The sequence below is a fragment of the Pseudanabaena sp. UWO310 genome, assembly GCF_006861605.1.
Lineage (GTDB): Bacteria > Cyanobacteriota > Cyanobacteriia > Pseudanabaenales > Pseudanabaenaceae > Pseudanabaena.
In genome coordinates, this window is sequence record NZ_SELU01000004.1 from 69739 (window position 1) to 93750 (window position 24012).

The 24012-nt window shown below is 42.2% G+C and carries 22 protein-coding genes and 1 tRNA gene; 11 read left to right on the forward strand and 12 right to left on the reverse strand.

What is annotated here, in order from left to right:
- Window positions 1-380: 380 nt before the first annotated feature.
- Entirely contained in the window at window positions 381-761 is a 381-nt protein-coding gene (locus PseudUWO310_RS02585) for a hypothetical protein (protein ID WP_142598752.1), read from the forward strand.
- Window positions 762-1097: 336 nt separating this feature from the next.
- Here the strand turns inward: PseudUWO310_RS02585 and PseudUWO310_RS02590 are convergent, their stop codons facing one another.
- Window positions 1098-2609, reverse strand: coding sequence for an isochorismate synthase MenF (locus PseudUWO310_RS02590; protein WP_142598754.1), 1512 nt, complete (start codon window positions 2607-2609; stop codon window positions 1098-1100).
- Between the two features lie 237 nt (window positions 2610-2846).
- Here PseudUWO310_RS02590 and PseudUWO310_RS02595 point away from each other — a divergent pair, with 237 nt between their 5' ends.
- The 4 genes from PseudUWO310_RS02595 to PseudUWO310_RS02610 all read left to right on the forward strand — a co-directional run bounded on the left by PseudUWO310_RS02595 (window position 2847) and on the right by PseudUWO310_RS02610 (window position 7099).
- Entirely contained in the window at window positions 2847-4433 is a 1587-nt protein-coding gene (locus PseudUWO310_RS02595) for a type I restriction-modification system subunit M (protein ID WP_142598756.1), read from the forward strand.
- Window positions 4434-4442: 9 nt separating this feature from the next.
- On the forward strand, window positions 4443-5462 hold the full coding sequence (locus PseudUWO310_RS02600; RefSeq protein ID WP_142598759.1) for a YhcG family protein: 1020 nt from the start codon (window positions 4443-4445) through the stop codon (window positions 5460-5462).
- Complete coding sequence (locus PseudUWO310_RS02605; RefSeq protein ID WP_142598761.1) at window positions 5463-6707, forward strand: restriction endonuclease subunit S; 1245 nt, start codon at window positions 5463-5465, stop codon at window positions 6705-6707.
- A 101-nt stretch (window positions 6708-6808) separates the two neighbouring features.
- Window positions 6809-7099: a hypothetical protein gene (locus PseudUWO310_RS02610; RefSeq protein WP_142598763.1), complete on the forward strand. Its 291-nt coding sequence runs from the start codon at window positions 6809-6811 to the stop codon at window positions 7097-7099.
- Here PseudUWO310_RS02610 and PseudUWO310_RS02615 read toward each other — a convergent pair.
- A complete protein-coding gene (locus PseudUWO310_RS02615; protein WP_142598765.1) occupies window positions 7062-7304 on the reverse strand; it encodes a type II toxin-antitoxin system HicB family antitoxin in 243 nt (80 codons plus the stop codon). The genes PseudUWO310_RS02610 and PseudUWO310_RS02615 overlap by 38 nt on opposite strands.
- A gap of 74 nt (window positions 7305-7378) precedes the next feature.
- Here PseudUWO310_RS02615 and PseudUWO310_RS02620 point away from each other — a divergent pair, with 74 nt between their 5' ends.
- A complete protein-coding gene (locus PseudUWO310_RS02620; protein WP_142598767.1) occupies window positions 7379-10282 on the forward strand; it encodes a type I restriction endonuclease subunit R in 2904 nt (967 codons plus the stop codon).
- 64 nt (window positions 10283-10346) lie between these two features.
- Here the strand turns inward: PseudUWO310_RS02620 and PseudUWO310_RS02625 are convergent, their stop codons facing one another.
- Window positions 10347-10529, reverse strand: coding sequence for a hypothetical protein (locus PseudUWO310_RS02625; protein ID WP_142598769.1), 183 nt, complete (start codon window positions 10527-10529; stop codon window positions 10347-10349).
- Window positions 10503-10574, reverse strand: a tRNA-Ile gene (locus PseudUWO310_RS02630). The genes PseudUWO310_RS02625 and PseudUWO310_RS02630 overlap by 27 nt, the downstream gene beginning before the upstream one ends.
- A gap of 185 nt (window positions 10575-10759) precedes the next feature.
- Between PseudUWO310_RS02630 and PseudUWO310_RS02635 the strand changes: the two genes are divergently transcribed.
- A complete protein-coding gene (locus PseudUWO310_RS02635; RefSeq protein WP_190315882.1) occupies window positions 10760-11407 on the forward strand; it encodes a hypothetical protein in 648 nt (215 codons plus the stop codon).
- 424 nt (window positions 11408-11831) lie between these two features.
- Here PseudUWO310_RS02635 and PseudUWO310_RS02640 read toward each other — a convergent pair whose 3' ends face one another.
- The 3 genes from PseudUWO310_RS02640 to map form a co-directional block, all read right to left on the reverse strand.
- Complete coding sequence (locus PseudUWO310_RS02640; protein WP_142598773.1) at window positions 11832-12992, reverse strand: LysM peptidoglycan-binding domain-containing protein; 1161 nt, start codon at window positions 12990-12992, stop codon at window positions 11832-11834.
- Window positions 12993-13164: 172 nt separating this feature from the next.
- A complete protein-coding gene (locus tag PseudUWO310_RS02645) occupies window positions 13165-13842 on the reverse strand; it encodes an SDR family oxidoreductase (RefSeq protein WP_142598775.1) in 678 nt (225 codons plus the stop codon).
- A gap of 132 nt (window positions 13843-13974) precedes the next feature.
- On the reverse strand, window positions 13975-14820 hold the full coding sequence (gene map / locus PseudUWO310_RS02650; protein WP_142598777.1) for a type I methionyl aminopeptidase: 846 nt from the start codon (window positions 14818-14820) through the stop codon (window positions 13975-13977).
- Window positions 14821-14933: 113 nt separating this feature from the next.
- Here map and PseudUWO310_RS02655 point away from each other — a divergent pair, with 113 nt between their 5' ends.
- Entirely contained in the window at window positions 14934-16370 is a 1437-nt protein-coding gene (locus PseudUWO310_RS02655) for a type IV pilus twitching motility protein PilT (protein ID WP_009625159.1), read from the forward strand.
- 356 nt (window positions 16371-16726) lie between these two features.
- Here the strand turns inward: PseudUWO310_RS02655 and PseudUWO310_RS02660 are convergent, their stop codons facing one another.
- The 4 genes from PseudUWO310_RS02660 to PseudUWO310_RS22700 all read right to left on the reverse strand — a co-directional run bounded on the left by PseudUWO310_RS02660 (window position 16727) and on the right by PseudUWO310_RS22700 (window position 20139).
- On the reverse strand, window positions 16727-17149 hold the full coding sequence (locus tag PseudUWO310_RS02660) for a hypothetical protein (protein WP_142598779.1): 423 nt from the start codon (window positions 17147-17149) through the stop codon (window positions 16727-16729).
- A 240-nt stretch (window positions 17150-17389) separates the two neighbouring features.
- Window positions 17390-17839, reverse strand: coding sequence for a hypothetical protein (locus PseudUWO310_RS02665; protein WP_142598781.1), 450 nt, complete (start codon window positions 17837-17839; stop codon window positions 17390-17392).
- A gap of 513 nt (window positions 17840-18352) precedes the next feature.
- Window positions 18353-19303 (reverse strand): NAD-dependent epimerase/dehydratase family protein, encoded by a 951-nt coding sequence (locus PseudUWO310_RS02670; protein ID WP_190315883.1) that lies wholly within the window; start codon window positions 19301-19303, stop codon window positions 18353-18355.
- Window positions 19304-19560: 257 nt separating this feature from the next.
- A complete protein-coding gene (locus tag PseudUWO310_RS22700; RefSeq protein WP_190315884.1) occupies window positions 19561-20139 on the reverse strand; it encodes a hypothetical protein in 579 nt (192 codons plus the stop codon).
- 585 nt (window positions 20140-20724) lie between these two features.
- Between PseudUWO310_RS22700 and PseudUWO310_RS02680 the strand changes: the two genes are divergently transcribed.
- The gene (locus PseudUWO310_RS02680; RefSeq protein WP_142598783.1) at window positions 20725-21603 is read left to right on the forward strand and encodes an Npun_R2479 family HD domain-containing metalloprotein; all 879 of its coding nucleotides are present in this window, start codon (window positions 20725-20727) and stop codon (window positions 21601-21603) included.
- Between the two features lie 233 nt (window positions 21604-21836).
- Here the strand turns inward: PseudUWO310_RS02680 and PseudUWO310_RS02685 are convergent, their stop codons facing one another.
- Window positions 21837-22382: a Dps family protein gene (locus tag PseudUWO310_RS02685; RefSeq protein WP_142598785.1), complete on the reverse strand. Its 546-nt coding sequence runs from the start codon at window positions 22380-22382 to the stop codon at window positions 21837-21839.
- A 227-nt stretch (window positions 22383-22609) separates the two neighbouring features.
- On the opposite strand from PseudUWO310_RS02685, the gene PseudUWO310_RS02690 reads away from it, so the two are divergent.
- Entirely contained in the window at window positions 22610-22864 is a 255-nt protein-coding gene (locus PseudUWO310_RS02690; protein WP_142598787.1) for an Asr1405/Asl0597 family protein, read from the forward strand.
- Window positions 22865-22909: 45 nt separating this feature from the next.
- Window positions 22910-23512, forward strand: a complete 603-nt coding sequence (locus tag PseudUWO310_RS02695; RefSeq protein ID WP_142598789.1) for a (2Fe-2S) ferredoxin domain-containing protein — start codon at window positions 22910-22912, stop codon at window positions 23510-23512.
- Window positions 23513-24012: the final 500 nt, after the last annotated feature.

A 24012-nucleotide genomic window follows, 5' to 3' on the forward strand; every position in this document is an offset into this window, starting at 1 on the left:
ACATGCTTGTAATTTAAATTTAACTTAAATAATACATTACTTAATATATATCCTATATATAATTCTTTTGTGTTTTATATTAGCGACTTTTATGGGTTATTCTCTGGCTTTTTGGTTAAGGTTGTTTGAGGGGCAAGGCAGTTTTCCTTGCATGATTTAATTGTCAATATAAAATCTATCCGTTTTTCTATCTGTTTTTCTATCTGTTTGTTAGAGCAAGGATAGTTTCTCAGTTTGATATCTTAATACCAATTTCCCAAATGGCAACGCCATTTGGGAAATCTCAAAACCTTACTGGGTTTGTTTTCTAATTCACTGAAGTGAGCCAACACTTCAGTGAATTGGTATTATGTAATTGAGGTGTGATGGAGGTAAAAGCAATGGCAAATATATCTGGAGCTTGGTTGGGAACTTATTGGCAATGGGGTTTACCAACAAGATTTGAGGTTGAGTTTATCCAAAGTGGGAACTCTTTGACGGGCAATATTTTAGATGATGGCAGTTTAGGTGAAGCGATCGTCAATGGTGAGGTGATTGGTCGTAGCGTTAGTTTTACCAAAAAATATTATTCCCATAACTACATAATCAACTATTTCGGAACAATTAATCAAGAAGAGAATTTGATTTCAGGTGAATGGAAAATCGATGCATTTATTGGAGATTCAGGTGCTTGGGAATTAAAACGCAATTATTCTGATTTAAATAAAGAACTTAGCGATAATCTTCAATCCCAAATCCCTTTTTTAACTTATGTTAGCTAAGAGTCCATAAGCTATAGCTACAGTCACTTGACTGAGGACAAATCAAACCCCAAGAATTGACTGGCGGCGCGAAGCGCCGCCAGTCAATTCTTGGGGTTTATACCAATTCACGAAAGTGTGACAACACTTTCGCGAATTAAACGCCAAACCCAAATTTTCGATCAAAAGAACCACAATAAACTTTTTGAAAGTGTTGCAAAGCAACACTTTCAAAAAGTTTATTGGTTTGGATTTGAGCGCAAAGCGCTGTAAGAGACTTGCTATTAATTAAAGTACCTGTGGCTTCGACTCCGCTCAGCTAAGGTTGGCTAAGCGGAGTCGAAGCTAAAATGTAATTTACATTGCTCCTAATGCCTTTAATAAGGCGGCAAACTTGATTGTAGTTTCACTTTGCTCGTTCTCCACCTGCGAATTTGCGACAATTCCTGCACCAGCAAAAATCCTCGCCCGATCGCCTTGAATATATCCCGATCGAATTCCCACGCCAAAGGTACCTTCTCCATTGCCATTTAGCCAACCGATTGGAGCTGCATACCAACCGCGATCGCAGGCTTCCCATTGCTGCATAAAGCAAACTGCGCGATCTCTTGGCTCGCCACCGACAGCCGCTGTTGGGTGCAACTGTTGCAAAATATCGAGGGCAATTAGCCAGTCCGAATCATTGATTTGGGCAGTAATCGGCGTGTGTAAATGCTGTACATTCGAGAGCTTGAGCAAGCCCGTATTAACTTGGGGATCGATCGCTGCGCCCATGCTTTGTAAGCGATCGCAGATCGAACGAATCACAAATTGGTGTTCGCGCATATCCTTTTCACTATTGAGGAGATTCTCGCCCAACCTTCGATCTTCAGATACCGTCTTGCCCCGCTCGATCGAACCCGCTAAAGCATCGCTCCGCAACCAAAAGCGATCGCCGTAGGACTTAAATTGCAATACCACTTCAGGGGTTGCGCCCAAAAATGTTTTGCCCAATCCATAATCCAACAAAAAGGAAATGCATTCGGGATATTCACAGCGCAAGACATGCAGCACTTGAAAAGGATCGAAATTCCGATCAGCCAACACATCCAACGCCCTAGCCAAGACGACCTTTTCAAAATGCCCTTGATGAATCAAAGTTAAAGCTCGTTCGACAATCTCCGTCCAGATCTGTTGCCCCTGTACCTCAACGATTTTGCTCACCTCATGAACTGTCGGTGCTTCGTAATGGGAACTTTCCTGTAAATGCGATCGCATATTTTCTATCCGTTCGAGGACTTCATCGGCGCGATCCCAAGGCTGAATGTAATGATTTAGCGTTAGGGTACAGGTGCGCTCCTTATGCCGCACCATCCAACGAGGAATAAAAAAAAGTAGGGTGGGAAACTCTGTCTCTGGCAAAGAGTCCTGTGGGTAATTATGGGTCTGTGCTAAATCCAACCAATTTTCCGAATTACTACCCTTGTGATAAAACGAAAAGGCTCCCACTACATGGATGGAAATTTCCGATTGGACTAATCCCAGATTGGGATCTTTGGCAAGGATCGCATTGGCTAAATGGGTTTTGATAAATTTTTTGGCGCAATCAAAGCGATCGCTTCTATCATTATTGGGAACGGATATTTCTGCAACTGAACCCGCCGCCGCTAAGATCAAATTGGCGTGAGGTTGTTCCCAATAGAACTTTGGCTGCTGCACCTCAGCCTTACTTGCCAACAACAATAGCGGGTTCGCGCACTCCCAGATCTGGGAGTAACTAAATAAAATCGGCGATCCCTCGATCTGCGCTTTAGCGATCGCTTTAACAATCCAATCGTGCAGAGATTTAGAATCAATGCTGCTATAGGTGACACTCTGACGAACTTGCATGGTTATATTTTATAGCAGTCGTCAGCACAGTTAAGACCTAAATAAAACACGAAAATTTATTTGCTAAATTTTCTCCATTCCTAAAGATGAGTGGCGGCGCAAAGCGCCGCCACTCATCTTTGGCTCTATAAGCGTACGCTCCCTGTTTGCGTTACGACATTGAGCTGTTTTAGCACAAAATCTCACTTGGATTCTTGACGGTGGTAACATGATGCTTGCTAAAAGTTAGTAGGATCTATGTCAGAAGAGCAACGTCGTCAGCTACAGCAGCAACTTTGGAAGATAGCCGATGAATTGCGCGGCAAAATGAATGCCGATGAATTTCGGGATTATATGCTGGGGTTTATTTTTTATAAATATCTCTCTGAGAAAATTGAACGCTTTGCTGATGAGGTATTAGAGGCGGATGGTGTTAAGTTTGCGTCACTCAGGGAAGATGATGAGGAAGGGGCGTTAATTATTGAGGAAGTCCGTAAAGCGACGGTTGAGGCTTTAGGTTATTTTTTAAAGCCTTCAGAACTTTTTAAGGCGATCGCACTTAAGGGCAATAACCAACTAGACACCAATAATGAGGGGGAGAGTCATAACTTTATTTTGGCGGATCTGACTAAGATTCTCAAAAATATTGAACAGAGTACGCTGGGGACTGAGAGCGCTGATGATTTTAGTAACTTGTTTGAAGATTTAGACTTGACTTCATCGAAGCTAGGGGCAACCGAGAAAGCTAAAAATGATTTAGTAGCTAAGATTTTGTCACATCTCCATAAAATTGACTTCAGGCTCGATGATACTAATGCTGATGTGTTAGGTGATGCCTACGAGTATTTGATTGGTGAATTTGCCAGTGGTGCAGGCAAAAAGGCGGGAGAGTTTTATACACCGCAACCTGTTTCGACATTGTTAGCGAAGTTAGTTACTAGTGAGAAGCCCAATCTAAAAACGGTCTATGACCCGACCTGTGGCAGTGGTTCGCTATTGTTGCGGGTGAAGCGTGAGGCGGCTCAGGTTGACAAGATTTATGGGCAGGAGATGAACCGCACGACTTATAACTTGGCACGGATGAATATGATTTTGCATGATGTGCATTATGCAGATTTTGATATCAAGCTAGAGGATACGCTAGAGCATCCGCAACATCGAGATTTACGTTTTGATGCGATCGTGGCGAATCCGCCATTTTCGGCAAAGTGGAGTGCGAGTCAGCTATTCATGAGTGACGATCGCTTTAGTGTTTATGGCAAGCTTGCGCCGAGCAGTAAGGCGGATCTGGCTTTTGTGCAGCACATGATCTCTCAGTTGGCAGATGATGGCACGATGGCGGTGGTGTTGCCGCATGGGGTGTTATTTCGGGGTGCGGCTGAGGGGCACATTCGTCAATATTTGATCGAGCAGATGAATTGTCTGGATGCGGTGATTGGTTTACCTGCGAATATTTTTTACGGTACGAGTATTCCGACTTGTGTATTGGTGTTTAAGAAATGCCGTCGTAGCCCTGACGATATTTTGTTTATTGATGCGAGTCAGCATTTCGATAAGGTGAAGACTCAAAATGTGTTGCGTCCTGTGCATATTGAGAAGATTGTCGAGACTTATAAGGCAAGGGTTAATGAGGATAAATTTAGCTATGTGGCGAGTATTGAGCAGATTCGGGGCAATGATTTTAATTTGAATATTCCCCGTTATGTGGATACGTTTGAGGCGGAGGAGTCGATCGATCTTGATGCGATCGCTTTGCAACTGAGGGCGATCGACCAGCAAAGCAAGGTGACGGATGCTAAGATTGCGTCATTCTGTGATGAGTTAGGGATTGAGCCGCCATTTTGATGATCGAGCATGACTGATAGTATCCCTTCTCAACTTTTAGACGATATTCGGCAAATAGTGACGGCTTCGCGCTTGGCTGTTGCTCAGACTGTGAATAGTGCGATGGTGCTGACCTATTGGCAGGTGGGGCGCTTGATTGTGGAGTATGAGCAGCAGGGGCAAGTTAGGGCGGGGTATGGCAAAAAGCAGTTAGAGCAGTTATCGCAGGTGTTGCAAGCTGAGTTTGGTAAGGGCTTTGATGTTAGCAATTTACGCAATATGCGACAGTTTTATTTAACTTTTCCAATTTGCGAGACACTGTCTCCTAAATTGAGTTGGAGTCATTATTGCAAGGTGATGCGGGTGGATAACCCCAAGGCAAGAGATTGGTATATTGCGGAATCTGTGGCAAATAATTGGAGTGTGAGGGCTTTGGATCGACAGATTGGGACTTTGTACTATGAGCGTTTATTGTCGAGTGCGGATCAGGAGCCTGTGATTGGTGAGGCGATCGCGAAGACTGATGAGTTAAAGCCTGATATTAAGGACTATTTGCGCGATCCTTATATTTTGGATTTTTTAAATTTGCCTGTGACGGCTTTGGTGGAGAGTGCGATCGAGCAGGGTTTGATCGATAATTTGCAGCATTTTTTGTTGGAGCTTGGGCGCGGTTTTGCGTTTGTGGCGCGTCAGCAAAGGATTAGTGTGGAGGATCAAGATTTTTATTTGGATTTGGTGTTTTACAATTTCAAGCTGAAGTGTTTTTTGTTAATCGATCTGAAGTTGGGGCGGTTGAGTCATCAGGATGTGGGACAGATGGATACTTATGTGCGGATTTATGATCAGCACTATAAGGGTGAGGATGATAATCCGACGATTGGGCTAATTTTGTGTAGTGAGAAGTCGGCGGCGGTGGCGAAGTATTCTGTTCTGGCGGATCGCAAACAGTTGTTTGCATCGAAGTATTTGCCTTTGTTGCCGTCTGAGGAGGAGTTAAGGGTTGAGTTGTTGCGTGAGCGTGCTTTGTTGCAGTTTGAGGAAGGGGAATAGATGAGTGTGCCTAAGTTGAGATTTAAGGATGAAAACGGGCAAGATTTCCCAGATTTGGAAGTGAAGAAGTTAGAAGAAATAGCAAATGTTGAACGGGGGAAGTTTTCAGTTCGTCCAAGAAATGATCCAAAATATTTTGGTGGAAATATTCCATTTGTTCAAACTGGAGATATTGTTTCTTCTGATTTATATCTAACAAAATTTAGTCAAACATTAAACGAAGATGGATTAAAAGTTAGTAGGTTATTTCCTAAAGACACAATTTTAGTAACAATTGCAGCAAATATTGGAGATACAACAATAACTAGTTTTGAAGTTGCTTGTACCGACAGTGTTGTTGCTATACAAGCACTTCAAAATTGTGCTGTTCCTGTTTGGCTTAAATATGCGATTGATACTAAAAAAGAAGAACTAGACTCAAAAGCAACACAAAACGCTCAAAGAAATATAAATCTTCAAGTTTTAAGACCATTAATATTTAACACTCCAACAGTTCAAGAACAAAGTAAAATCGCTAACTTTCTCATCGCTGTAGATGAAAAAATCTCACAACTCATGCAAAAATGTGAATTGTTAGCACGTTATAAAAAAGGTGTGATGCAGCAGGTTTTTAGCCAAGAATTGCGCTTTAAAGATGATGGCGATGGTGATTTCCCAGATTGGCAAAAGGATAGTTTGTTAAATGTAAGTGAATCTGGTTTTACGAATGGAGTATTTAATGATCCAAGCAAAGTAGGAAGTGGTTACAAATTAATCAATGTCTTAGATATGTATATTGATTCAACTATTGACGATACTAAATTAAATCTAGTTGAACTAAGTGAAGATGAATTTAACAGAAATAAAGTTAAATATGGCGACACATTTTTTACACGATCTTCTCTAGTGAAAGAGGGGATAGCACATTCAAATGTATATTTAGGAAGATCTGAAGATGTTACTTTTGATGGACATTTAATAAGAATGAGTCCAAAAAAAGACTTAATTAATCCAATGTTTTTTTATTATTTATTGAAAAACCCACAAATTAGACGACAGTTTGTAACAAGAGGAAAAACTACAACCATGACTACTATTGGACAAGCTGATATTGCAACTGTAATATTAAATTTTCCTTCAATTAAAGAACAAACTAAAATCGCTGATTTCTTAACTTCTATTGACGAAAAAATTACCGAAGCTCAGATCTATCTCGACATAGTAAAACAATACAAACAAGGCTTATTACAACAGATGTTTGTTTAAAGCGGAGAGGGTTCAGTATTTGCGATTAAAAACAGTTGAGAAATTAGAAATAGTCGCGCAAATGCTAAACCCCTACAGATGTTTATTAATGGTGAAAAACTTTGCAACAACCAAAACAGCCCCTTTTTGACCAACTGCGTTTAAGCGATGGTTACAGCGATGAAGAAATTGCCTTAATATTTGAGCGTGACAAAGACACAGGTAGAGATATCGATATGACCAACAAAGATGACGACCTAAGAATAGATAAAGAGCAATGTTTAAAAACCTTGCAAAAAATAAAACAGAGTGGCTTATCAGGCTTTAGCGAGATTGAGAATATACAAGCTTATATTGAAGAACTAAAACAAGAAATCAGCGATCGCCAACAGGAACATTCACCTGAAGAATAATATTAGCGGGACTATCAAGCTCATGAATATATGACGGCTCAGGAATAGGATCGCCATATTCGCGCATCACCTCCAAATGTCCAGCGATCGCCTCTTTAATATTTTTTTCGACCTCTGCGATCGTCTCTCCCGTAGTCACACATCCCAATAGATCAGGGACATAAGCAGAAAAATTATGATCCGCCTTTTCGACAATGACAATCATTCCAACAACCTACTTATGCCCATCTAAATATCATAGCCTTTAACATTAGAACAGATACTTAGAAAATATCAACCATGACCACCCAACCCGAAGCCGAACTAGAAGCCGCCTTAATCGATCAACTCCAAAGCCTGAAATATACAAGAGTCAAAATTAAAGATCATGCCGCCATGCTTGCCAACCTCAAGCAACAGCTAGAAATTCATAACGGCATCACCCTCAGCAAAAACGAATTTGACCTCATCCTCAACCACCTCAACACAGGCACAGTCATCGAACGCGCCAAAATACTCCGCGACAAATATGCCCTCAAACGTGAAGCTACAGACGGTAAACCCGCCGAAACAATTTATATCAGCTTTCTCAACTGCGATGAATGGTGCAGAAATGAGTTTCAAGTCACTAACCAGATCAGCATCGAAGGCAAACGTAAAAATCGCTATGACGTAACCATCCTCATTAACGGCTTGCCACTGGTACAGATCGAACTCAAAAAACGCGGCTCCGAGCTAAAAGTTGCCTTCCATCAAATTAACCGCTACCAACATGAATCCTATGACGCAGGAGCAGGGCTATTTCAATATGTGCAGCTATTCATCATCAGCAACGGCGTAAATACAAAATACTTCGCAAATAACAAATATCAAGCCTTCCAACAAACCTTTTACTGGACAGACAAAGAAAATAATCGCATCTCTGACCTCAGCGAATTTGCCGACACCTTTCTCCGCACCTGTCACCTAGCCAAAATGATCACCCACTACATCGTGATCACCGCTAGCAACATCCTCAAAGTCCTCCGTCCCTATCAAGTCTACGCAACCGAAGCCCTAGTCGAACAGGTCAAAACCAGCACCAAAAACGCCTACATCTGGCACACCACAGGCTCAGGCAAAACTCTCACCTCCTTTAAGGCAAGCCAGATCATCATGCGATCGCCCCAAGTCCACAAAGTTGTATTTGTCGTCGATCGCAAAGACCTCGATTACCAAACCGCTAAGGAATTTAACGAATTTTCTAAAGGCAGTGTAGACAGCACCACTAACACCCATAACCTTGTCAACCAACTAAATGACGACAGCACTAAGCTCATCGTCACCACCATTCAGAAGCTCAACAATGCGATCGTTAAAGGACGCTATCTCGACAAAATCCAACATCTCCAAGATCAAAAATTTGTGTTTATCTTCGATGAATGTCACCGTAGCCAGTTTGGAGAAACCCACCAAAATATCAAAAAGTTTTTTACCAACTGCCAAATGTTCGGCTTCACAGGCACACCGATCCTCGCAGACAATGCCTTTGGCACAAAAGAACATCAACAAACCACCGCATCCCTATTTGGTGAATGCTTGCATAAATATGTCATCGTGGACGCGATCAAGGATGAGAACGTGCTGCGCTTTGCCGTCGAGTATGTGGGCAAAACCAATCAAACCAGTAACTCAACTCCCAACCAAAAAAGTAAGACAAAAAGAAAGAAAAAAGGCGCTAACGATCTCGATATTGCTGTAGAAGAAACCGATACCAAAGAAATGCTCGAAAGTCCACGCAGACTTGAAAAAGTTGTGGACTACATTCTGGAACATCACGCTCAAAAGACCAAAGCCCCAGACTTCACCGCCATGTTTTGCGTCAGCAATATCGAAACCCTGATCAAATATTACGAACTATTCCAAAATCAACAAGCTCAAGCAACTAAACCACTAAAAATTGCCACCATCTTCAGCTATGCCGCCAACGAAGAAAACCCAAATGCTAACGGCATGATCGATGAGGAGCCGATAGAGATTCCAAGCGAAGCAAAAATCAACCAAAACAATCGCGACAAACTCGATCAATTCATCACTGACTACAACAAGCTCTTCAACACCAAACATAGTGCCAACGACAGCCAAGCTTTTTATAACTACGCTCAAGACATTTCTAAGCGCGTCAGACAAGGCGAAATTGACATTTTGCTCGTGGTGAATATGTTCTTAACAGGCTTTGACAGCCCCAGACTAAATACGCTCTATGTCGATAAAAATCTCAAGTTTCACGGACTAGTCCAAGCCTTCTCCCGCACCAATCGCATTCTCAATGATAAAAAATCGCAGGGCAATATCGTTTGTTTCCGTAACCTCAAAAAAGCCACTGACGACGCGATCGCACTATTCTCTGACAAAGATGCAAAAGCAACAGTGCTAGTCCAACCCTATGAGGACTATGTAACTCAATTTAATGAAGCTGCGATCGCGCTATTAAAAATAACTCCCACCATCAAAAGCGTAGACACCTTACCAGATGAAACCGCCCAACTAGAATTTGTCACCCAATTTCGAGAACTACTCCGCCTCAAAAACGTCCTGACTACCTTTGCCGACTTTGAAGAAACTGACCTCACCCTTGAAGCCCAAAAGTTTGAGGACTACAAAAGTAAATATCTCGATGTCTATGACAGCGTAAAGAAAGAACGCAACACCGAAAAACCATCCATCCTCGATGAAGTGGACTTTGAACTGAGCTTAATCCATCGTGATGAGATTAATGTCGCCTACATTCTCAACCTCTTGAGAAGCATGAGCAAAACCGATCCCGCCGCCGCCCAAAAACGTCAAAAAGAAATCCTCGATCTCATGGCAGGTGAAGTCCAACTACGCAGCAAACGCGCCCTAATCGAAACATTCATCGAAAATAATCTGCAACAACTTCAACCCCATGAAAATCCAGAACAAGCCTTTGAGGACTACTGGCTAACCAAAAAATCTGAAGCCCTAGCCGAACTCTGCACCACTGAAAATATTGCACCTGAAGAGCTATCCAAGCTCATTAATAACTATGCCTTCGCCAACCGTCTACCAAGAGAGCAAGAGATTATCAGCGCTCTCAACTTTAAACCCAAAATCTTAGAACGCAAAGCAACCATCGATCGCATATCCGAGAAGATTAAGTCTTTGATTGACACATTTATCGAGGGTATGGGTGGAACTGTCTAAATCAGGTTCTTGATTGCCACTAGCTAAAATTTGAGAAAATCTTACATAGTCTACAGACTCCTCACTAGTAGAGTGATTCAGCCTTCATCAAGGCTAAATTACCCGTCATCAAGTCTACATTGTTCAGCAAGGTTTTCTTGATTGGGGTAGGGATGGTTACACGATCGTTAATGTAAACACTTACAAGGTGTGATTTAGTTGTATAGGCTGGTGTGCCTGATCCAAGGTGTCGGAATCGAACCGACATATCAACGATTATGAGTCGTTTGCTTTACCAGTCAGCCAACCTTGGGTATATTGTGATTATAGCCGTAAGTATTATATGCTATCAAGGAAGCACCTTGCAGGTTGCCTGATAGCAATTATTAGCTAAAAAAGTTTGTGATGGCAACACCCCAACCCGAAAAACGCTTACGCAAGAAAAAAAAGTCACCTAAGAAATTTAGACTAAGTTATAGTCTACTACTGCTATTTGCCATGATAGTCGTAGGTACAGTGGCGGGACTAGTGTCATACAAATTTGGTAAGCAGGCCTTAGAGGGAGTCAATCCTTCACCTGCGGGTATAAAACTGCCGAAGGTGAGTCCCGTATCTAAGCCAAGTGATTCAACAAAATCCTCTCCTCAAAGTTCAAGCGATGCTAAAACTTCATTCTTGCTTGATGAGGAAGAGGCGATCGCGACGGTGAAAGCCCAAGTAAAGCAAGAGATCGGTGATTTAAGAAGACCCGCTTATGTCGCTAAGGTGAATGTTAGCGATCGCAAACGCCTATATACAAAAGTAGATCGTGTTTATAATTCAATGCGCGATCCTTTAATGGTTTCCGCTGATGCTGACGAGCGGATAGCTTTAAGAATTGCGGCGTTGCGACAAAAAGTGTATATCAGTAGTCGTGCTTACGAGTCTAATTTTGATCGCCCTCTAGCAAATAACGCGAGTAGTTTGTCACTAGTATCCACACCAGTAGAGCTAAGTCCTATTCGGAGCCGATGGGAAGACCGAGATTCACGCTTACTTGACTCAAAGTATCCTAAGGCTGTGGGAGGGCAAATATTGCCCCAGACAGCAGGACAATTGTCTATTCCTGAGCGCAGATTACCTAGTCAATTTGAGCTAAGACCTTGATATTTTTGAGAGTTTTTGAGAGTTTTTGAGATTTTAAGTTATCGCTAAATTTGCCACTAAGTAGCACTTAAAACCTAGATGAGCGTACCGCCCGCGTAGCGGGCGGTACGCTCTCTGGTTTTGGGCTTTAATTATGCCTAGCTACTTATAGCTGCCGCCAACTGTATCAGGACATAATATCAATTCACGAAAGTGTGACAACACTTTTGTGAATTAGACACCAAATCCAGTAAGGTTTTGAGATTCCCAAAATGGCAATGCCATTTTGGGAATTGGTATAAAACCCCAAAGAGAGTTGCCGCGCGGAGCGCGGCAACTCTCTTTGGGGTTTTGATTTTGTCCTAACAAAACTGGCGGCAGCAATTGTATTAGTATGCAAAATCTCAGAAAAGAATGGTAAGGCACTGCATCAAGCGGCAAAAAGCTAAGCGGAGGATCTTGCTTGGCGGTTTGAGCGGAAGGAAAACCTTTGGGGGGACAAATTACCCGTAGTAATCTCTTTTCTGATTAGTTCAGCCCTTTCACGAGATTTGGTCATGGCATTTGCCCCACCAAAGGTTTCGCGTAGGGTTAAATAATTCTGAATGATGAGCGCCTCGTTATCGGCTGAGCCTTGAGCCACTTGAGCAGGTGTTAGCCCCGATCGCGAAATTGCATCGGCAACGCAGGGAATGACATGACTGGGGCGATTGACATGATGATCGAGGAGAAGGGCAACACCAAACTCTGAGCTTAAAAGTTGGGATAGCGAAAATCCCTGTAAGGTTTGGGTAGGCGTAAAATAAAAGCGATCGAGTCTGGAAATAGCGTGGACTACCTGCACTGATTGCACGAGAGCATCCATACCCGCGATCGCAAATCGTAAAGCCCAAATTGGTTGTCGCATCAAATTTTTGTCGGATTCAGTTACCAACCGCGTCCCATTGAGCGAGAGCCAACCTGTATTACCGTCTAAAGAGCTAGTATCAACGCCAAACTGCCCAAAGTAATATTGAAATTCGGAAGGATAGCGCCTTTTTAAATTGCTCAAAAAAGCAGGTAGTTCTCCCTGTTGCCCAGCCGCTCCCAATGTCCATTGAAATATGCCAAAGCTCAAATATTGATTGTCCCAAGTATTAATCGCATCAAGACTGCCCTCATTAGCGGCAGTGACTAACATGACATTAATTTCCGATGGACTCATCTGCACTTGTTGGAGTAAGCCAGAGCCGTAGGTAATGAAGTCACGCAGTTTAAAGATTCCTAAGCGGTAAAGCCCCAAATCTTTTGTTTTAGCAAAAACTTCTTGTTGCCCCGTATTTAGCAATTTGGCAATTACATCACTGCCAACGGTCGTAAAGGAAATGGCAATTTTATTGGGTGGATAAACCGCCTGTAGGGTATTCCTGACCATGGCAACTTCAGGGCTTTGGGTAATTGGAGGGCTTGAGGCGTTGGGGATCATCAATCGCTGCCCTATTTGCAAACTTGCAGGATTGGTAATGTTATTGATCCGAGCAATCTCGCGCCAATCACCATTGACACCTAAAAAGCGTTTGGCGATCGCCGATAGAGTATCCCCAGCTTTAACAATATATTCCTGCATAACCTCATCACAGATTGGAATTACAGATTGAAATTACAGATTGGAATTATAGCTATATTCACTTAAGTCAGGACATCAAACCCAATAGAGAGTGGCGGCGCTTCGCGCCGCCACTCTCTATTGGGTTTGATTTTTGTCCTAACATTACTGACTATGGCTATACAGATTGAAATTACAGATCGAATATTTCAAACTGTACTGGCTTAAAGAGCATATGGCGATCGATCGCTGATAAAACTTTATTATTTGCCCTGTCAGAATTCAAGCAATCACAAACTAGGCGGGCGACATCGGTACGATGAATAATACCTGAAATTGTCGGATCTTCCGTAAGTACCGCATTCCCCGTGGCTGCTTCTGATTTCAGCCCCCCAGGACGAATAATCGTATAGGTTAATCCACTGTTAACTAGATGTTGCTCGGCTTTTTCTTTTTCCTTGAGAATTGCCCCTAAAGCCTGCAAAACCTGTGGCGCGATCGCCACCACACTATTGCCACTGCCGATCGATGAAACCAAAATAAACTTTTTGACTCCGCGCTTGACCGCAAGGTCGATCAAATTTTTATTGCCTTCACAGTCGGCTCGTTCGCCGCGATCGCTGGGCAAGCCACCCATAGTCGTAATGACCGCATCGATCGCGCCACAATTCGACATCGCCGCTTCGAGGGTCGGATTGTCTAAGGCATCGCCCAACATGACCTTTGCTCCCAAAGCCTCCAACTCCACGGCATAGGTTGGGTTGCGGAGCAGGGTCACTAAGCGTACCAGTGGGGGCTCATTTTCCAACAGTAGTTTGGCAATTTCTCGACCAACACCACGGCTAGAGCCAGCTAGAAAGATAGTTTGCATAGATTCCCATAGTTTTCGATCAAAAAGCTTTGCGATGCAAAGCTTTTTGATGGTTTTTAACCTCGATTGGACGCGATCAGAAGCGATTGACGCGATTGATACGATTAGATTTTAGATTTTAGACTTTAGACTTCAGACTTTAGTGCGATCGGTGAAAATTTCATAACCAGTCTCGGTTACTAAAACCGTATGTTCAAACTGGGCCGAAAGTTGGTTATCAACCGTCACCGCCGTCCACTTATCTGCCAAAATCCGCACTCGCTTAGAGCCAGCATTCAGAATTGGTTCGATCGCCAAAGTCATTCCAGGACGAAACCGCACATTAGGCAACTGGTGGGTGCGGAAATTGAACACCGAAGGTTCTTCATGGAGATTTCGACCTACACCATGCCCCGTAAAATCTTCAACGATCGCAAACCCATTAGCCTTCACATGATCTTCAATTGCTCCCGCTAAATCGAGCATACAATTGCCAGGCTTCACCTGCTCGATCCCCTTATACAGAGCCTCTTCCGCAACTCTCATCAACTTAGCAGCCTTCTCGCTGACATTCCCAACTGCTAGGGTAATACAAGAGTCACCGTGAAAGCCATTCTTAAAAGCACCAGTATCAATTTTGACAAGATCGCCCAGCTTAATTACTTTTTTCGCACTGGGTATGCCGTGGACGACCTCATTATTAATGCTGGAACAAATGCTAGCAGGAAAGCCGCTATATCCTTTAAAGCTAGGAACTGCACCCATTTCGCGAATGCGCTTCTCAGCATGGGCATCAAGATCCATCGTGGTCATGCCAGGGGCAATAATTTCCGAAATTTCCTTGAGGACTGTCGCCACAATCCGAGATGATTCGCGCATATAGTCCAACTCACGTTGAGACTTAATTTCAATGCCTTTAGTTTGCTTGGGGGTAGATTGCTTAGAAGCTTTGGGATTATCTGCACTCGGTTTAGCTCGAAGTGCACTGAGAATATTCATTAATTATTTGAGGATAGTATTTACAAGGGCTAATATATTTTTAGCCTATTAAGTAACAGGATTGGTTATTTCTAGGTCAAATAGCAGAAACTGACTAAGAACGAGGTTCAACTATGACGCAATCTGGGATGCCTCCCGTACCGCCCCCTTCTTCTGGCGGCGGTGTGCCACAGCCACGTACTAACCCTGCCGCCCCCGCCCAGCAGCGTGTCGCTCCTCCAAACAACCCTCAAGCACCTCCCAATCCTCAGGCACAGGCTGCACAACAAGCTCGCGCAGCGCTAACTCCTGCGCAACTACAGCAGGCTCAAGCCGCTCAACAGGCTCGGGCCGCGGCCGCAGCCCGTCAAGCCCAGATGGCGATTCCGACAGATACGCAAGTGACGAGTGTGCCACCTCCTCCTAACCCACGTCCACCAATTCGTCCGGGTCCACCGCCAAATTTGCCAGGACTAGGTGTTCCGTCGATTTTGCAGCGCAGTTCAGGACAGCCGACCCTAGCGCAAATTGTCAAAGATGCCCACGAGCAAGGATGTTCGGATATTCATGCTGGAGTTAACGAACCAGTGCGATTTCGGAGTCGGGGGTTAATGGTGACTCAGGAGCAATATCCTGTTCCCGACAAACAGACATTTGACACTTGGCTGACGGAAATTATGGATGATAAGCAAATCCAGCAATTTCGAGACACTTTAGAGTTTGACGGTGCAACCCAGTACGAATTTGCTCGCTGTCGGATCAATATTTTTGATTCGTTGCGGGGACCAGCGATGGTATTGCGATTAATTCCCTTAAAGATTTTGTCAATCGATCAGCTTGGCTTACCAGAAGTATTCCGTGAACTTTGCTATACGCACAAAGGTTTAATCCTTGTAACGGGACCAACGGGGTCGGGTAAATCTACTACTTTGGCGGCGATGGTGGACTTCATCAACACCGAAATGCAGAAGCATTTAATTTCTATTGAAGATCCGATTGAATTTGTACATCAAAGTAAAAAAGCACTGATCAAGCAGAGGGAAGTAGGTATTCATACTCTCAAGTTTGATAATGCACTAAAGGCAGCTTTACGTGAAGATCCCGACATCATTCTGATTGGGGAAATGCGCGATAAAGAAACTGTAAATACAGCCCTTAAAGCTGCTCAAACAGGTCACTTAGTATTTGGAACCCTGCACACGAATAGTGCTGTAAAAACCATCGAACGGATTCTGAATCTCTACGAACCAGAGCAACAGAGCCCAATGCGAATTCAGGTTGCCGAGTCATTGGTGGGAGTTATTGCCCAGTCATTGGTTCGCACTACGGATGGGAAAAGGGCGGCGGTTCATGAAATCATGATCAATACCGATGCCGTGCGCGACTATATCAAGCGTGGTGAGGTGGATGAGATTGAGGCGATCATTCCTAAATGTACCTACGAGGGAATGGTGAATATGAATCAATCCCTTTATAAACTGTATGAAGATGGTCGGATTACGGAGGAAACTGCCGTTGAGAATTCTCCAAAACCCAACGAAATGGCACAAATGCTGCGTGGTCGCATGTAGATTTGGTGCTTTTTGTTAACTTCAAAATATAGCGATTCCCAATCCTTGGAAATTTTCTATAGCTGTCGCCAATTGTACTAGGACATAAAGCCCAAGAATTGACTGGCGGCGCTTCGCGCCGCCAGTCAATTCTTGGGCTTTGATTTGTCCTAAGTCAAGTGACTGTAGCTATAAATCAACAAAAAAGCGTACCCAAAGGGTGCGCTTTTTTATGGAATGTTTGGGTATGTTCTGGACTTCTCAATTCCCTTTTTTCTTGGTTAAGTAGTTCAGCATAATTAAAAACCAAAACCAGAGAACGTACCGCCCGCTACGCGGGCGGTACGTTCTTCTAGGTTTTAAGTTTATATGCTTAGTTACTTTTGGTTGTTAAGCAAAACATTTGTAATATGTCCTTTAAACAAATCTATTCCTAAGGCAGATTTAATCAGATATAGAATGAGAATTGTAACGGTACTAATGAGTAAACTCATGGCAATAATCAATAAGATTGCCGCGACTACATTAGCGAATTTGGTAATACCATTGACTTCATAGGATCTTTGTTGTTTGCGTCGATCTTTGCCAATCATTAACACAACAAAATAGCGGGTAAATATTACATCGATCGCAAAGCGTAGATCGATCAACTTGGGTGATGGTTGGGGGATTGCCGTATTAATTACTGATTTTAGATTAGCTTTTTCTTCTTCATCTAATTTTTCAAGGATTGGCAAAGGAATCTGATGCATATAATAATCGGCATCCCTTGAAATGTAATTTCTATGCATCTGACTCATAATATTTGTTTACTAATAGTTATTTAACTTGCTAGGTGTAATTAATACCAAAACTAAAAATGGCGTAGCCATTTTTAGTTTTTCAAACCATTAGTAGGTTTGATTTTTAATTCGCGAAAGTGTAACAACACTTTTGTGAATTGTTGTAAAACTCCAAAAGCTGTAGCGCACGCTGCACGTGCGCTACAGCTTTTGGAGTTTTATATTTAATTGTACCCAGCTACTTATAATTATGGTTAGTTATAATGATGAAATTCGTTGGTAAATATGCCAGCCGATACTCATTGCTGACCAAACAAGAATGATTAAGCCATAAATAGACTTTTGTTTGTCTAGTCCAATTCTATACATTCTGGGCTGAGCAAATGCTAATAAGAAAATCATGCTGGTGATATGTATCCAACATGATAGTAATAATAAAGCGACGGTTTGAGGGTTGATCTCTCCTAAAATAAGTGGTCTTGCCCATACAAATACTCCACCCCACAGCCATAGAGAGATCCATGCGATCGCCAAACTGATTGAAGAACTTCCCGTTTGCGCTAATCTTAAAGTAATTAGATAAGTTCCAATTAGAATAAGTAGATTAACATTATAGGCGGCTAGTATATATCCTACAACTGTATATCCTAGGAATAGAATTATGAGATAAATAATCGAACCATAGGAAATATTACGTGGATTGATCATGCCGATAAATAATGTTGGGAATGGGGGGATGCTTTTTTGAAATCATAATTTATCTCAGATCTAAACTATATAATATTCTGCTTGTCAAGTCGGTTAATTTGTAATACCAAATCACAAAATGGCGTAGCCATTTTGTGATTTTAAAACCCTTACTGGGTTTGGTTTTCAATTCCCAAAAGTGTAGCCACACTTTTGGGAATTGGTATAAATTGTATAATTAAAAAATAAAGAAAAAGCCTTGGTGTGACTACGGGTGCGCTAAGGCTTTTGGAATTTTATTGTTGCTTTGGACTAGCTACATAGTTCTTTTGAAATTAGTAGATTAGGGGTTTGTATTTTTGCAAAATATAACAAAATATAATAATAGAAGCTCTTAATTCATTGACTTGAAAAATCATGAAAGTGAGAAAAAGAATTTAATGATCTTCTTCTCTTGCGGTTGATTGATATCTAAACCAAACCCAGTAAGGTTTTGAGATTCCCAAAATGGCGTTGCCATTTTGGGAATAGGTGTTATTTGGCGCTATCTAAAATTTGTGCATCCGTTGCAAAATCAATATCCGCTTGATGGCGGTTAGAGGGAAGATAGTCTAGTTCAAAGGAAGTTGTTAAACCAGATACGAGATCGTATTTTGGTTGCCATTGTAGGTCTTGATTGGCTTTGGCGATCGCCGCAAAGAAATGTTGCAAGCGAAAGGGAAAAGCTTTCTTTTTGCCAAAGTCAAAATCCTTAGGATTGTAATATACAAAATTGAGTTGACTGGGATTTTTACCAGCCGCGATCGCACATTGTTTGGCGAGTCCGACAAAAGTAACGTAACGGTTATCGGAAATATTATAAATTTCGCCGATCGCTTGTTGATTACCTAATACCGCTACCATTGCCCTCGCGAGATCCTCAACATGACCGAGTTGAGTAATAAATTGCCCGTTACCAGGAATGGGAATAGGGCGATCGCGGACAATGCGATCGAAAAACCAAGCTTCCACATCATTGTAATTTTGAGGACCATAAATATAGGTCGGGCGAATCGAAGTGTAGGGAAATCCATTTTCGGAGTGCAACTGTTGCAGATAGGATTCCGTGTCAAGTTTGCCCTTATGACGGCTTTTGGGATCGGTGGCATCGGTTTCGCGATAGGGCAAAATATCACTATCGAGATATACACCTGCCGAACTCATATAGACAAAATGCTGGAGGCGATCGCGAAAAATTTCGACAAGGGGCTGAGTGTCACTGAGTTCGCGACCATTATTATCAAAAATGGCATCGAAGGATTCGCCCCTAAGTTTGTCTTGTAATTGCTGTGGATCGGTGCGATCGCCAATAATCGTGCGTAGTCCTGCAACGGGTGAGGGCTTTTTCCCGCGATTAAATAAAGTTACTTCATGACCTTGGGATACGAGTAACTTCACCAGTGAAATACCGATGAATCTAGTACCACCCATGACTAATATTTTCATTTTAATTTGATTTTTTAACTTGATTTTTGATTGTATTGCTATCGCCAAGTGTATCAGGAGATAAAACCAAAAAGAGAAGCAGTGACGCAAAGCGCCACTGCTCCTTCATAATTATACTAATTCACTGAAATGAGCCAACACTTCAGTTAGTCCTGATTGGTATTACTTAAATCTATAACCAATAGCGATCGAACAAGGTAGGGAAGAATCTTTAAGTCTTCTCTTAGTAAGTCTGCTCTTAGATTTAGGAGAACCGATTAATTACCTAGAAATTCTTTGAGAGCCCCCAAATGTTTAGGACAAGATGCTTGGACACTAGCCCCAATTAGGAAACCTGTATAATTTTTCAACTTTTCAAGTTTATCGGCGGGAATAGAATTTTTATCGCCCGCACTGTCAAATGATTTCTCAAGTTCCTCGAATAGCTGCTTGAAAGTATATTTGCCACTATCCATTGCTTTGCAGGTTTCTTTCTCAACTATAGTGACGTACTGGATCCCCTTAGTTGCTTCGTACATTTCGGCATACTCAGGGCTAGCCTTGGCAGCAGCATCAATTTTTTGAGTTGTTTCTGAAACTGCGGAGCTAGCGCTAGGAGAAGCGGAAGGACTGGCGCTAGGAGAAGCGGAAGGACTAGCACTAGCAGAAGCTGAAGGACTGGCGCTAGGAGAAGCCGAAGGGCTAGCGCTAGGAGAAGCCGAAGAAGCTGAAGGCGTAGAACTGGGAGAAGCTGAAGCTGACGGTGATGAAGTTGTTGCGCTGGGTTGCTGGCAAGATGCCAATGCCAATGCTACGGAAATTGGCAGTAGTAAACCCTTAGCAAATTTTTTAAGCATATTTTGAATTTTGAGGTTAAGTTCATCGACTTAATGATAGTACGCTGACAATATTTTATATATAGTGATTTTTGCTGCAACTTAATCTGTCAAATGATCTGTCAAATGTAAGTAGTTCGGCATAATTAAAAAACAAAACCAGAGAGCATACTGCCCGCTGCGCGGGCAGTATGCTCTTCTAGGTTTTAAGTTTACTTATGCCTAGCTACTTAGTCTTAATTTATCTACAAATACGATCTAAGAAACTGGACATGATTACAATCTATAGCTGTGCCCAATTGTGCTAAGACATAAAGCCCAAGAATTGACTGGCAACATTCCTCGCTGCTCATCAATTCTTGGTTTTTGATTTGTTTATAAGTCAAGTGACTGTAGCTGTAAAAACCAAAAATCTAGAAATGATTTAGGATTGCTATAGATAAGTCCTACTTGTAAAGAAAAGTGGGATATTGGAATATTATGATTCGTTCAGAAATGCTAGGTATAATTCCTAAGCTTTCGCAAAATTTTATTCATGAGACAGATACGAGTATTAGACTTATCATTTAGATTGGCTTTTAGCTTTACATAGGTATATGAAGATTTATGTTTAATGCAACTGAACTGCTGATTGGTAATTTTGTTGAACAGTTAAAGCTAGGATATCACCGTACCTATGGCGGCTATATGCATGACTACGAGGATATTATTGGCTGGGCTGGCAATATGGCTCTTGAAAACATAGCCAATAGTGACGCTCTGTATCATAACGTCGAACATACGATCCTCGTAACTCTGGTTGGGCAGGAAATTTTACGGGGTAAACATATTCGCGAAGGTCGTGTTTCTCCTGAAGATTGGTTGCACTATATTATTTCTCTTGTCTGCCATGATATTGGTTATGTCAAAGGTGTCTGCCTTCAGGATTCTCATGGCAAGTATGCAACGGGAATTGGTGATTCTATGGTGGAACTTCCGCCTGGAGCTTCAGACGCTGGACTCACTCCCTATCATGTCGATCGCGCTAAGCTATTTGTCAACCAACGCTTTGCTAATCATTCCTTGATTAAGGCGGAGAAAATCTGCCGTAATATCGAGCTGACTAGGTTTCCCGTACCTAAAACTGGTGACCATCAAGATACAACGCATTTTGCGGGATTAGTGCGATCGGCTGATCTCATCGGTCAACTCAGCGATCCCCGCTATCTCAAGAAGATTGGTGCTTTGTTTTACGAGTTTGAAGAAACAGGGGTTAATGCGGCTCTTGGATATGCTCATCCAGGCGATTTACGCCGTAACTATCCTAAATTTTATTGGACAAGCGTTTATCCATTCGTCAAGGATGCTCTGTACTATCTATCGCTGACACAGCAAGGACAGGAGATTGTGGCGCATCTGTACTCAAATGTATTTGTGGTGGAACATGAAAAGCTAGATTATCCACAAGCAAATCTTAATTTGCCTGCAACGATTATTACGCCTTAATCCGTAATATCACAGTTCAAAATGGCTACACCATTTTGAACTGTGAAAATCCTTACTGGGTTTAGTTTTTATAGCTACAGTCACTTGACTTAGGACAAATCAAACCCCAAGAATTGAGTGGCGGCGCAAAGCGCCGCCACTCAATTCTTGGGGTTTATGTCCTAATACACTTGGCGACAGCTATAATTCACAAAAGTATTGTCACACTTTCGTGAATTGGTATAGTGACTTACCTATTTGCCAACAAATGCTACGGTTAGGCTATCGGAGGCAAGGAAGTGATCGAGGTGATAGGCGCGTTCTTCTGTTTTTAGCAGAATTGTTTCGTAGAGGTAACGAGTTGCCCGATCGCCTAAACTTTCCGCTTGGGCTGCTTGACGACGTAATAGTTGAATGATTGCCTGTTCCGCCGCGAGATCATGTTCCACCATAGAGCGGCAATCATAGGCTCCATCTTCTTCGGATGCAATGCAGGACAATTCAGCTAATTTGGCGAAACTAGCTACAGGAATTCCACCCAGCCCATTCAATCTTTCTCCGAGATCGTGGACGTGAGCGATCGCTGCTTTGAGCCCATCTTCAAAAAACTCATGTAATGAGTAAAACTCAGAGCCATCCACAACAAAATGATGCTTTTGGTACTGTAAGTACAGTGCCTGAAAGCTTGCTAAAGCAGAGTTTAATCCTTCACAGACAGGTGTAGTCACACTTTTGTCCAGTAGTACTGGATTATCAGCAATTTCCCCAAATGCTCGTACTAGCCCTTGAATCGTAGACATATTTTTGCTTCCCTTTGACTAATCAAATATCAAGTAGTTGATGACGCGAAACTCAAATTATTTTAAGGCTTTTTCAGGTAAAGACAAACACCCCTGTGCCCGTGCTGACGAGTTTTTGAAGCATTTTGGGATTTAGATGAGAATTAATTGCATTTATGTAGTAGTATCAAATCTAATAGTTATTGCAAGAATATATCAATAACTATCTGATTTAAGGCAACTCAACCATGAATCCAATCAACTACTCCTTAGCAGTGAATCAAGAGATTTCCATAGATGGTTCTGATAGATGGGATCTTTACTATCGTCTACAAGAGTTAGACATACCCTGTCAATGCTCATCCCATAGACCTTTGACGGTTCAGATTTCCAATCCCAATCATCTATTGCAGGTTTGGTGTGTCATTAGACGGATGAACGCATCGCGGGACGAGATGATTCAACTTTTAAAGAATAATTGGCAAGTAAGGTTTCATAATTAAACCTATCTAGTTACTCAATTTAGTCAAAAATATAATCAAAAATCTATGTCAAAACTTTTGACGCAAATAGCAGATTTTCAGGTTATGGCTCAATTTTTGGGGGTCATCCTCAAAGATGGCTATCGGGTTAAATATTTGAGAGTGGCGATCGCTTCTCAGGAATATTGGGTTAAGCTGCCCAAAGAACTAAGCCAGAACTTCGATCCCCATTTAAGTGTTGGCTCTTGGCTAGAAATAATTGGTACACAAAAGATTGATCGCAAAAAAGGAATTCTAAAACTAGAGGCTTCGTCATATAGTAGAGCTGGCGCTCCGAATGCCCTTGTAAATCAAGCTGTAAATGTCTCTCCAAACGCTTCTCCCAATGACTCGCCCAAGGTTGTTAAGTCAAAGGTTAATAAAGCTTGTATTTTAATTTGTCAGAAATCCGACTGCTGGCAACGTGGCGGTAAAGAGGTTTACCAACAGCTAGAACAGGAATTGCGCGATCGCGGCTTAGAGAATCACGTACAGATTCAAAAGACAGGATGCCAAAAACAATGCAAACAAGCACCTAATTTAGTTGTAATGCCAAACAAAGAACGGCATAGCTTTGTTAAGCCCTCTCAGGTGAATGGTTTGCTCAATCGATACCTCGATCATAATTAATGTCAGCTTGGGGTTAAGCTAGCAAATTTTCAAAGCCCAAAAGTAAAAGCCTTGCGTAGCAAGGCTTTTACTTTTGGGCATTGAAAAAGGGTTTGCGTAGCAAACCCTTTCTCAATGCCTGTTTCAAATTATCTCGAACTCACGTTAGTTATATCTGTCGCCAAGTGTATTAGGACATAAACCCCAAGAATTGACTGGCGGCGCTTCACGCCGCCAGTCAATTCTTGGGGACTGTAGCTATAGTTGTACTAGGCGCAAATCATAATACCAATTCACGCAAGTGTGATCACACTTGCGTGAATTGAAAACCAAACCCAGTAAGGGTTTTCAATTCTCAAAATGGCATAGCCATTTTGAGCTTTAGTATAAAACTTCTATTAACGCTTCAACTATTTGCAGTAATATATAAGCTTATACTTGTTTGCCATTGCAAATCAAACCCAGTCTGGATTTTGAGATCTGGGTTTTGGTATTTGTTATAGAGCTAAACTAGATTCGAT